Here is an 11,304-nt window from a genome sequence, read left to right as displayed (position 1 = left end):
AATATATGGCAGCAATGAGTGTTGTTAATCAGTCAAATTGGTGTCTTGCAATTGGAGAGGGTCCATATATGGTATTACAATTACCGCTACTCTGGTCTGCCAGCATTGGGATCCCGATACACTTTCTCATCAAGCTCACCTTCACTTTTTGCGACAATACAAGACACCATACAATCCCCCGTAACATTAACGGCTGTGCGAGTCATATCTAACAACCTATCGACACCAATGATTAAAGCAATGCCTTCAACTGGTAAATTGACTTGTTCTAATACCATAGCAAGCATAATCAACCCTACACCAGGCACACCAGCGGTGCCTATTGAAGCCAGCGTTGCAGTCAGCACAACCAATAAATAATCTGAAACGGACAAGTCAACGCCATACACTTGGGCAATAAAAACTGTCGCGACGCCTTGCATTATTGCCGTACCATCCATGTTAATATTTGCACCTAGTGGCAAGGTAAATGAGCCCACCGAATTACTCACGCCAAGTTTATGAATAGCAGTCTCTATAGTCACTGGCAGGGTTGCACTGCTGCTTGCAGTGCTAAATGCGAAAATAGCGGCATCCCTGACTTTTTTTAACAATAGTAATGGATTTAAGCCACTCAACAGCTTCAGTATTATCGGATAAGATACCAACGCATGAACGGCTAAAACAAACAACACTAGGACAAAATAGCTGAGCAGACTTGAAATGGTATCGATACCAATAGTGGCAAAGAGTTTTGCCATTAATGCAAATACTCCATAAGGGGCGAGGTTCATCAAAACAGTGACTAATTTCATGATGATTACGTTCAGATCATCGAATAACCCTACGACTCTTTTGCCCGCTTCACCACTTAAAGCAATGGAAATGCCAAATAACAACGCAAACACAATAACTTGTAACATGTTCCCTTGAGCCATTGCCTTAAATGGGTTATCTGGGAAGATATCAATAATTACTTGCGCTAAAGAAGGTGCCTGCTTGGCAACATATTGACTATCTGCGATTAGGCTAACACCATCACCGGGAGACACTAATAAAGCAAAAAAGATAGCCGTAGTAATGGCAATAGCAGTAGTCATTATATACAGCAAAATTGCTTTACCCCCTAAACGACCTAACTTAGCGGGATCAGAGAGTCCATTCACACCACATACTAAAGAGACAAACACTAGGGGTACCACCAGCATTTTTAAACTAGCGATAAATATTTGCCCAACCGAATAAAGCACCCCATCAACAACCAAAGCCTTGGCTGAATAAGTCATTCCAAATAAGTTAAAGACAATATCGCCTTGCTCGTCATATAAACTTCTAATGAGAGTGCCGAAGATGATTCCCACCAGCATGCCAATAAAAATTCGCGCGGTAAGACCCAACTTGGTTTTTTCTGTTTGCATAATGAAACCTTTCTTAGTTAGCAGTTAAAATCACAAGTCTGACATTCATTGCAAGGGGTTAGCGGCGGTCTGGAGACGGATGAAATCGGATATTTCATCCGCTTTCATTACACCTTGCTCTACAATTAACTCAGTCACTGATTTACCACTGGACAAGGCCTGTTTAGCAATTTCACTGGTATTTTCGTAACCTAAAAGCGGGTTTAGACAGGTAATCAATCCAATACTATTTGTCACATAATTTTCACAGATTGATTTATTTGCGGTGATGCCATCGACACATTTACGCCTTAACATAAACATGGCTCGACTGATTAATTCGGTAGTTTGCATAAGTTTAAATAGGATAAGGGGTTCCATTGCATTCAGTTGTAATTGTCCAGATTCTGCAGCCATAGTGATGGCAAGATCATTTCCAATAATGTTGTAAGCAACCTGATTGACCGCCTCAGGAATGACCGGGTTAACTTTTCCGGGCATGATGGAAGAACCGGGTTGCACTGCTGGTAGGTTAATTTCATGCAAGCCTGCTCTTGGACCAGAACTTAGCAAGCGCAGATCGTTACTAATTTTCGATAACTTAACTGCAGTACCTTTCAAAGCCGAAGATAATGCAACAAAACATCCAGTGTCGGCCGTGGCTTCAATTAAATTAGTGGCTTGCCTAAAGGGATAACCAGAGATCTGTTTTAGATGGTTAACCGCCAGCAGGCCAAATTTAGGATCAGCATTGACACCAGTACCAATAGCGGTAGCACCTAGATTAAGCTCATATAACAGGGTTAAAACGTTAAGAATATACGCTCGGTCTTTTCTTAGGGTTTTAGCAAAAGCTTCAAATTCTTGCCCTAAGGTCATAGGCACTGCATCTTGTAGCTGTGTGCGGCCCATTTTCACTATGTCTGAAAAAGCGACTCCTTTTGCTATAAAACTATCAGACAAGGAACTTAACTCAGACACCACTGGCACACTATTAAGTAAGGTGGCCAACTTAATAGCACTGGGGTATACATCATTAGTGGACTGAGATTTATTCACATCGTCATTGGGGTGTAGAAATTGATATTGGCCCTTTGCGTGCCCCATAATTTCTAGCGCTCGGTTGGCAATCACCTCATTGGCGTTCATATTGGCCGAGGTGCCCGCCCCGCCTTGCAACATATCAATTTGAAAATGTTGGTCCAATTGTCCTTGACTAACATCTAGGCAAGCCCTCGTTATGGCCAAGAACTTGCTTTCTTCGAGCAGCCCTAATGTATGATTGGCGAATGCACAGGCTTGTTTCACCATGGCTAACGCTTTGATGAAGTTGGGATAATGATGAATTGGCACATTGCTTAACTGGAAGTTTTCAATTGCTCTTTGTGATTGGATCCCATAATAAACATGGTTAGGAATTCGGGCTGATCCCAGTAGATCTTTTTCTATTCTTTCGTCTCGACTTTTTGGCATGAACTTTATCCCACAGACTAAAATGTTTTCGTGGCGCAAATCCACCAGACAAGATCGCTCCCTCTATTTTAATCTCGCGATTAAAATTAGTTGTTTTGGAACGAAGTTTATTGGTGAAGAGATGAAACCTCAGGCCATGAGCTGGCCTGAAGCTTATTTTATGAAGGTTAGAACTCGTACTTAGCTCGTAAGTACCAAGATCCACCTTCGTAGTTAGCAGGGGTTCTACGTGGATACTGTAGGCCCACACTTAAACGGTTGGCATTGCCTGCACCAATTTCATCAACAAAGGTATCAAATATATTTGATACACCTGCTGTCAAGGTGAAGTCTTCTGATGCGAAATAGTTGAATTCCATATCAAAAAACACAACTGAATCGACCAGCGCAGATGGAGATGATGCATCATTGATGGTTCCACGTTCATCATAGTGCTCACCATAAAAGTTAGCCCGTAACATTACCTGATAATTGTCAGAAAAATCAGTCACTGCAGTTGCGACAAAGCGATTTTCAGGATAGTTGTTTTCGATGTCTTCTACAGAAGCGTCACTGACTGGTTGAATACCATTAACCAAAGACTGGCCAACCACGTCAATAGTGTTGTGGTTATAGGCAAAGGTAAACTTACTCTCGGCGCTATTTCCCCAATCCATTGAGGTGGTGTAGACCAAATCAAGACCTTGATGTTCTACATCCAGTGCATTGGTGAAAAACGACACTGTACCACCCGTATCAGCGGGGATATTTCCTGTACGGTAAATACGGTCATCCACTTTAGTGTTGTAAAAATCGACCGACAAGTTACCGTTTTCAAAGCCACTGTAAGTAAAGCCTAAGCTAAGACTAACCGACTCTTCTTCTTTCAGTTCTTGTGCACCATTTGCAATCGCTAGCGGATTGTCAGCTCTGACTAGGCCTTCTTCAATTTGTGCGCCAGTTGTACCATCAAAAGTAGTTATGATAGAGGTTATATTGGCTTGACCCGGAGTGGGAGCATGGAAGCCTGTAGAAATTGCGCCACGAATGACAAAATCGTCAGAAACATTGTAACGACCGGCTAATTTACTGTTTATTGTACCGCCAAAATCTGAGAAATCTTCATATCTGAGGGCACCTTGCACCAATAAATCGTCAGATACATTGTATTCAGCATCTACATATACGGCAATATTGTCACGACTAAATTCTCCTGCATCCGCTGGTGTCACCGACGTCATGCCACTTGGTCCCGGGCTAATTAAAGACGCGGCTTCACCGGCCAAAGTAGTAAACGTTTCTTCACGCCATTCTGCACCAAAGCCCAGAAAAACATCGTCACTTAAAGGCATAGAGAAATCAGCATTCAGATTCGTTTCTTCTTGTTCATAACCCCCCATATCAAAGTCTCTTTGACCTAGGACGCCGTCGACTGTTAAACCTGAATTGACGGTATTATTTAAGTAATAAGCCAATTCGTTTTTACCAAAGCCAGCGCTAAAGTTATAAGTTAGTTCTGAGCTAGTTTCACCTTTAAAACCTGCTATTAGGCTTGTATCTTTTTGTGCACCGTCTAGAAAGGGAGTATATCCAGCAGGAAGACTTGTCACACCAGACAAAGTGCTATGTCCAGGGTTACGGTAGAAAAAACGATAACGACCATCTGTGTCAGCATAACCACCATGCATATATAATTCGACAGCATCATTTATTTCATAACCCGTATTAAAGGCTACCCGTGTGCCACTGGTTTCTGGACGGCCCCAAGATTGTACAAAAGGTTCATCACCAAAAGGTGAGTCTGAACCGACACCTTGAACACCGTCATCGATTAACTGTTGACCGTCTGCGCGCTGAATACCACGAGAAAGTGCTTCATTATCATTGGTCTCAAAACTGATATTAAAAAAACCATCTGTTCCTAGAGCAAAACCTGCGTTGGCACCCACTATCCAACTTTGCTCGCCTTCATAAAATTCACCATACTGCGCAACCACACTGCCGCCTTCACTGGCATCTTTCAGTTGAAAGTTCATAACACCCGCTATGGCATCCGAACCATATTGCGCCGCTGCCCCATCTCTGAGTACTTCTACACTTTTAAGGGCAATACTAGGGATCATGCCGATATCAACACCATGAGCACCGTTTCCAGCGGCAGGCGCAAAAAACTGTACCAATGAAGAACGGTGACGACGTTTACCGTTTACTAAAATAAGCGTTTGATCTGGCGCCATGCCACGTAAAGAAGTGGGACGGATAAACGCACTACCATCACCTGTTGCTGGAGTGGCAGTAAAAGAAGGCACTAAAGATTTAAGGTTGTCGGTAATGTCAGCGGTGTTGCCATTTGCCGTGAATTCTTCTCCAGAAAACACGTCTATCGCTACTGGCGAGTCAGTGACGGTTCTAGGTGCTCCACGTGTTCCAAGGATGGAAATAACTTCAGCTTGTTCTTCTTGATCTTGTTTAGGCGCGTCTTGTGCCAAGGCACTACCTGAGACGGTTGCTCCTGAAAATAAAAATGCGAGTGTGGTCGCTAATATACTTTTTTTTGTTTTCATGTTTGTGTTCCCATTATTATTATTTGTATTATTTTGTGAGGAAGATTGCTGCTCTCTAATCATTACCACTTCTTTTTTAGAAAGGCCACCAAACAACCCCGTATTGTGCAATAACCGGTCTATTGCTTGAACTAGAGTGTATTGTCCTTTTACTATGTTTCCTTGACGATTATCAACTAAATCATAGGGAAACAATACCAGTGTTTTAGTATGGTCTGACAATGCATTTAGTGACTTCGCTAACGGTTGTTGTGGAATATCAAATTGATACAGTTTTTGTTCGCTTGCAATGCCAAGCGTAGAAAACATCAATAAACCACCACAACATAACATTCCTCTAAAGTACTGAAAAATTGTAAAATATATACTTTTCGCAGCACTCAAAGAGATATAACTTACGAACGACAAAAAACCGCCATCCGTATTTATATTTTTTATATGTTCATTGTAACTATTTTGCATCTAACTGCACATGCCCCTTATTTAATCGAGTAATTTTAATACCGAACCCCGACTCTAACACATCAAACAACGCATCGGTTTCTCCTGCTTGAAATTGTCCACCAATTCGTAATTTCTTAAGTTCTGGATCCGTCACTTCAATTAATAGCGGCGTATGACGACTCACCTCAGCCACTACTTCCTCCAGTGATTCTCCCGCAAACACCAATCGACCATCTAACCAAGACAACTTACGAACTAAGTCGCCTTGGGCATATTCAATGACGGGTGTGTTCAAACTGTCCACACTATCCACACTATCAGAGTTAGAACTGATGGGAATGGAAATACTTTGTCCAGCTACCAATGATGCAATAACGGTCACAGTATTTTCTATGGGGTTAGCCGATAACGTCTGCTCAACACTAGCCCGACCTTTAGGCAATGACCCGGGCTTAACAAACAAGGTTGACTCAATAATCGCGAGAGCAACTTTACCTTCAGTCACCAGCACTTCAATGTTATTTTTTAAACGATACACCGAAAAAGCCGTGCCTATGGCCTTGACCATTCTATTGTCCGCATACACTTCAAATGGCCGATCAGGATCAGATGTGACATCGAAATGTGCTTCCCCCCTTAATAAATTTATGACCCGTTTACTCAGGGTATAATTCACCTCAACTTGAGAGTTGCTGTTAAGTGTTAATACTGAACCGTCTTCAAGGGTATGAGAGGAGTGTTCACCAATGGACGTAATGTACATATTGTTAGGGAGTTCGGGCGTTATACTGGTCCCCAAAAATGACAGACTGAACATGATAACCAGTGTGACTGCTGGTAAAATAATAATGGGCCCAAACAACGTCTTAGTTTTGTTAGCTAATACCCGAAAAATACCTGCCATAAAAAGCAGTGGTGTCAAGGCAAAGGTTTTAAGCTTACTTTGACTAGGTTTTAATGAATGCCCTAATGGGATCATTAAACCCGACATCACATCCATATCGCTCCATGTTTTTGACAAGCGTAACAATGTTTGTTTATGCACAGGGCTTTTGGATAACCAAGCGTTTAATTGCTGAATGTCTTGTTTTGAAGGTTCATCATCACTTTCGAATTTGATGATCCACTGACAAGCCTCGTCTTCAAGAACTGAGGAACGAGGAAACACAGTAATTTTATCCATTATTTCATCCCCCTTTGATTTGATTTTTGCGACGAAGCCTGAATATTTTGCTCACCATAACGACTAGTTATTGTTGAGTTTAAGCGCCTGATACCCTTAGTAAGGTGTTTTTCTACGGTACTAACCGACAGTTCCAATCGTCTTGCTATCTCTTTATTTTGCATTCCATACACTTTTTTCATAATAACGGCTCTTCGACACTGTGTTGGCAAAGAAGCAACTGCCTCACAATAGATCCCAAGCTTTTGTTGAGCCATAACATTTGATTCTAAATTATCAGTATTGAGTAATTCCTCTGAACCATCGTAGTCTTCAATATAATCGGTGATTTTTCGGGCTTTACGGGAAAATTCAGACAACATTAAATTTTTTGCAATACGAAATAAGAACGCTTTAGGGTGTTCTATCTCTTTTTCTTTTTCAGCTTTGTACGCACGTAAAAATGTTTCCTGAGAAACATCATCAATATCTTGTGGTGAAATGACATAACGAGAAATAAAACTACGCAACGACAACTGACTGTTCTTAAACTCAGTCAGAATTGAGAACCGGGACTTTGAATGTTTATTATCGGCCATTTCTATGCAAACCTTTTCCTGTCAAGTTTGAAATTTTCAATCTACCTAGTGAGTAGACAAAAAATACAAGTTACACCTTTAATACAAAACACCGAGAGTATTCAGTATGAGTGTATAACGCCTGAACAGCAAAAACCCACTACTGTATAAAATAATAAAAATAGGATGTGGGAAAATTCGCTAACAGATGAGTGTAAAAAATAAGGGCTGGTTAAATAGGATTTGGAAAATGGGAAGTATTTGAGTGGGTTGGGTGCCAATAATGAATAAAGATAAAACACAATAATTTAAAGAAATGTCGAATTTTGAAGCAACACTTGCAGATAAACAAAAGCCTTGGTTGTAAAACTAAAGCAAACATCGCGGCCTATGATCGTAAGGTAAAAGTTGTTAAAACTGTAAAATAATACTGATTGTTTACTACTGTTTATTACTCGATAATATTTTCAACGGTAAGAAGAAACTCAATTTTAAGGTTGATGGTATTGGGTGAGTGTTTGAGCGACTGGACGGGATTAACTCGTATCATCCTTGGTACTCGCCTCGAGCGTCGTGGACATCTCCAAGCGAAGCTTGTTCAAAACCTACGGAAGTTTTTGTAGAACCGTTGGGGGTCTTACCCTCGCTATAGACTAAATGCAAAAAACCCGCATTTAAGCGGGTTTTTGTAATATGGCGGATAGCGAGGGATTCGAACCCCCGGTACGTTTGACCGTACGTCTGATTTCAAGTCAGGTGCATTAAACCGAGCTCTGCCAGCTATCCGAATTGTTCTACAATTTTGAGTGGCTAAGCTAAGCTTTTTTGCCTCCCCGAATTGAGGATGCGAATATTAGTGACGTTTTTAGGCCTTGTAAAGCCCTAATTTAACAAAACGTGCTGATTGATTATAGTTTGAACGGATTGCGCGCATTTACATCAAGTTACGTATTAAAATAAGAATTAAATACGGTATTACTTGAAAAAGTGAACCAAACCCCATACAAAGACACTACTAGTAGACAATTAGTTTTAACTTACCTTCGGAGAAGATAATGGAACAAAGAACTTCCTATAGTAGTGCAGGTGAAGCTTCTGCATTGCAAACTAACAAAGTACTTCGCAATACTTATATGTTGTTAGCGATGACATTAACATTCAGTGCCGTATGTGCTGGTATTGCAATGTCTCTTGGCTTAGGTCAAGGCGCAGCGATGATGATGAGTATTGGTGCCTTAGTGATGATTTTCTTCCTTAACAAAGCTGCACAAAGCTCAATGGGTATTGTGTTTGTATTTGTGTTTACCGGTTTATTAGGCGCTTCTTTAGGGCCAATGTTGAACTACTATGCAGGTTTCCCAGGTGGCTCAGGTTTAATTATGCAAGCCTTTGGTACCACTGCCTTAGTATTCTTCGGTTTATCGGGTTACGTGTTAACCACTAAGAAAGACTTCTCTTTTATGGGTGGTTTTTTACTAGTAGGGATAATTGTGGCTGTGGTGGCTTCAATCGCTAATATATTCTTGGGTATTCCAGCATTAAGCTTAGCCGTTAGTTCAGCCATTGTGTTCATCATGTCTGGCTTTATCTTATATGATACGAGCCGCATCATTAACGGTGGCGAAACCAATTATATTCGTGCAACTGTTTCTATGTACTTGAATATTTACAACTTATTCACTTCTATCTTGCATCTTTTAGGTGCCTTCGGTGGAGATGATTAATTCCTAAACGGATTAATTATTAATAACGCCTCAGCTTGCTGGGGCGTTTTTTTATGACTCTCTTTTATGGTACATTGCCAATCTATGTCGTCTTTTACTTTATTAGTTACATCCGCCCCCTTTTCACAACAAAACGCTTACAGTGCATATCGTTTTGCCCTTGCGGCTGTGCAGTCAAAACATACAGTGAATGGCATCTTTTTTTATCAAAGCGGCACGCTTAATGGTTCTAGTTTGCAGATCACTCCCTCTGATGAGTTTGACTTATACGCTGCATGGCAAACACTTTCTAAGGAGTTTCAGGTACCTTTGATGGTGTGTGTAAGCGCCGCGAGTAAAAGAGGTATTACTACCGCTGACGATGCACGTGATTCTGACAACCCACACTTTAGTTTAGCCTCGCCTTTTGAGTCTGTTGGTTTAGGTGAGTTAGCCGTATTAATTAATAATAGCGACAGGTTGATTCAATTTTGAGCCAGCTCACATCAAGCATAGCAATCATCAATAAATCAGCTCCATACGGCTCTTCAAACGGCCAAGAAAGCTTGGATATGGCGATGGCCATGAGTAACTTTGCCCAAGACGTAAGTGTGTTTTTTATCGAAGATGGGGTGTTACAACTATTGTTATCCCAAGATCCTGCAGCAATCGATGCCAAGGCCTATCACAAAACCTTTAAAGCCCTTGAGTTTTACGACATAGAAAACATCTATGTATGTAGACAAAGCTTGGAGCAAAGAGGCATCAAAAGCACTCAGTTGTGCATTGAGGTAACACTGATAGAACATGATGACTTATCCAGCCTTTTGGCTTCACAGCAGCATGTGATGAGCTTTTAATGAATTTACATAAAATAACCTCAAGCCCCTTTACTCATCTAACGTTGCAACATTGTTTGCAACGCATTCAGCCGACTGAAGGACTACTGCTGACCCAAGACGCAACCTATGCAGTTTTGGATAAGACCTTGTACCCTAAGTTAATTGACTTGCAGTCTGTATACGTACTTAAAGAAGATGCAGAGGCCCGAGGCATAGTGATAGAAAGTGGTAAGATCCAACTGATCACTTACGCACAGTTCGTTGAGCTCAGTTTAGAATATGACAATGTAGTGAGCTGGTAGAAACAATGGATTATTATTTTGAGTTTTCAGGTAAAACGATTGCCACCGACAAAGCCGGTTATTTGCTGGATGTGCAAGACTGGCAAACAGAACTAGCACCTGTACTAGCTGCAACAGAAAACATTGAGTTAACAGAGAATCATTGGGAAGTAGTGAAATTTGTGCGCCAGTTTTACCTTGAGTTTAATACCAGCCCAGCGATGCGAGCCTTAGTGAAAGCCATGGCCAATGAATTTGGTCCTGAAAAAGGCAATAGCCGTTATTTGTTTAAATTGTTTCCAAAAGGCCCAGCTAAACAGGCAACGAAAATAGCAGGTTTACCTAAACCGGCTAAATGTTTGTAATCGATGCGTAAGAATTTAAGCTAAAACAAGGGCGTTGGTTGAAAGTTGTCTTAATTAAATATGAGCGTTAATCAATATTTTCACTTAATTTGACTACGACCCCTTTATTCTGTTGGGGTACTCAAAGCAATGAAGCACTTCGATTCAAAACATGGGAGCCCAATGGGTGGCCGCAATTTTTACATACTTTAGGCTACGGCTTACGTTTGATCTGCTAAGTAATCCTTTCAATCATTTGGTTTGGTATCTTAACCGGTAAAAATAATCGCTTTTAAATTAGCTGTTTGGGTTACGAAAGGAAACTTTATGCTGATATATAAGCCAAATCACATACAAAGCCTAAGCCTATAGAAAATTACAGAGGCACCTATTTCAACACTTGCCCATCTAGTTTTGCCTCAAGTTTTTTTTCTATACTTTTATTATAAAGTGTTCGCCAAAGCCATTCCAAAGGCCCTTGTTTGTATACACGTAAATAAAGATTAGCCGAGATGATTTGTACAATAATGAAGGCTAAAACTATATATAAAAATTCAA

11 protein-coding genes and 1 tRNA gene are annotated in these 11,304 nt (G+C 40.8%); 5 read left to right on the top strand and 7 right to left on the bottom strand.

The window, feature by feature from the left end:
* Positions 1-86 precede the first annotated feature (86 nt).
* From QZ488_RS19335 to QZ488_RS19310, 6 genes are all read right to left on the bottom strand, one after another.
* Positions 87-1,397: a dicarboxylate/amino acid:cation symporter gene (locus QZ488_RS19335; RefSeq protein ID WP_293751817.1), complete on the bottom strand. Its 1,311-nt coding sequence runs from the start codon at positions 1,395-1,397 to the stop codon at positions 87-89.
* A 45-nt stretch (positions 1,398-1,442) separates the two neighbouring features.
* The gene (locus QZ488_RS19330; RefSeq protein ID WP_293751815.1) at positions 1,443-2,849 is read right to left on the bottom strand and encodes an aspartate ammonia-lyase; all 1,407 of its coding nucleotides are present in this window, start codon (positions 2,847-2,849) and stop codon (positions 1,443-1,445) included.
* 167 nt (positions 2,850-3,016) lie between these two features.
* Positions 3,017-5,701, bottom strand: a complete 2,685-nt coding sequence (locus QZ488_RS19325; protein WP_293751813.1) for a TonB-dependent receptor — start codon at positions 5,699-5,701, stop codon at positions 3,017-3,019.
* Between the two features lie 142 nt (positions 5,702-5,843).
* Complete coding sequence (locus tag QZ488_RS19320; RefSeq protein ID WP_293751811.1) at positions 5,844-7,019, bottom strand: FecR domain-containing protein; 1,176 nt, start codon at positions 7,017-7,019, stop codon at positions 5,844-5,846.
* Positions 7,019-7,597, bottom strand: coding sequence for an RNA polymerase sigma factor (locus QZ488_RS19315; protein ID WP_293751809.1), 579 nt, complete (start codon positions 7,595-7,597; stop codon positions 7,019-7,021). The genes QZ488_RS19320 and QZ488_RS19315 overlap by 1 nt, the downstream gene beginning before the upstream one ends.
* A 673-nt stretch (positions 7,598-8,270) precedes the next feature.
* A tRNA-Ser gene (locus QZ488_RS19310) sits at positions 8,271-8,362 on the bottom strand.
* A 269-nt stretch (positions 8,363-8,631) separates the two neighbouring features.
* Between QZ488_RS19310 and QZ488_RS19305 the strand changes: the two genes are divergently transcribed.
* The 5 genes from QZ488_RS19305 (at position 8,632) to QZ488_RS19285 (ending at position 10,767) form a co-directional block, all read left to right on the top strand.
* Positions 8,632-9,300 (top strand): Bax inhibitor-1/YccA family protein, encoded by a 669-nt coding sequence (locus QZ488_RS19305; protein ID WP_293751807.1) that lies wholly within the window; start codon positions 8,632-8,634, stop codon positions 9,298-9,300.
* Positions 9,301-9,384: 84 nt separating this feature from the next.
* A complete protein-coding gene (tusD, locus tag QZ488_RS19300) occupies positions 9,385-9,774 on the top strand; it encodes a sulfurtransferase complex subunit TusD (RefSeq protein ID WP_293751805.1) in 390 nt (129 codons plus the stop codon).
* Positions 9,771-10,139, top strand: a complete 369-nt coding sequence (gene tusC / locus QZ488_RS19295) for a sulfurtransferase complex subunit TusC (protein ID WP_293751803.1) — start codon at positions 9,771-9,773, stop codon at positions 10,137-10,139. Before tusD ends, tusC begins: the two co-directional genes overlap by 4 nt.
* On the top strand, positions 10,139-10,423 hold the full coding sequence (gene tusB, locus QZ488_RS19290; protein WP_293751801.1) for a sulfurtransferase complex subunit TusB: 285 nt from the start codon (positions 10,139-10,141) through the stop codon (positions 10,421-10,423). The genes tusC and tusB overlap by 1 nt, the downstream gene beginning before the upstream one ends.
* A gap of 5 nt (positions 10,424-10,428) precedes the next feature.
* The gene (locus QZ488_RS19285; protein ID WP_293751799.1) at positions 10,429-10,767 is read left to right on the top strand and encodes a TusE/DsrC/DsvC family sulfur relay protein; all 339 of its coding nucleotides are present in this window, start codon (positions 10,429-10,431) and stop codon (positions 10,765-10,767) included.
* A gap of 367 nt (positions 10,768-11,134) precedes the next feature.
* Here QZ488_RS19285 and QZ488_RS21570 read toward each other — a convergent pair whose 3' ends face one another.
* Positions 11,135-11,290, bottom strand: a complete 156-nt coding sequence (locus QZ488_RS21570; protein ID WP_366509075.1) for a DUF418 domain-containing protein — start codon at positions 11,288-11,290, stop codon at positions 11,135-11,137.
* Positions 11,291-11,304 lie beyond the last annotated feature (14 nt).

The organism is uncultured Paraglaciecola sp., from assembly GCF_913020055.1.
In the GTDB taxonomy this organism is placed as follows: Bacteria; Pseudomonadota; Gammaproteobacteria; order Enterobacterales; family Alteromonadaceae; genus Paraglaciecola.
The sequence above is the reverse complement of the archived record's forward strand: the minus strand, read 5'-3'. Positions and strand labels throughout refer to the sequence as shown.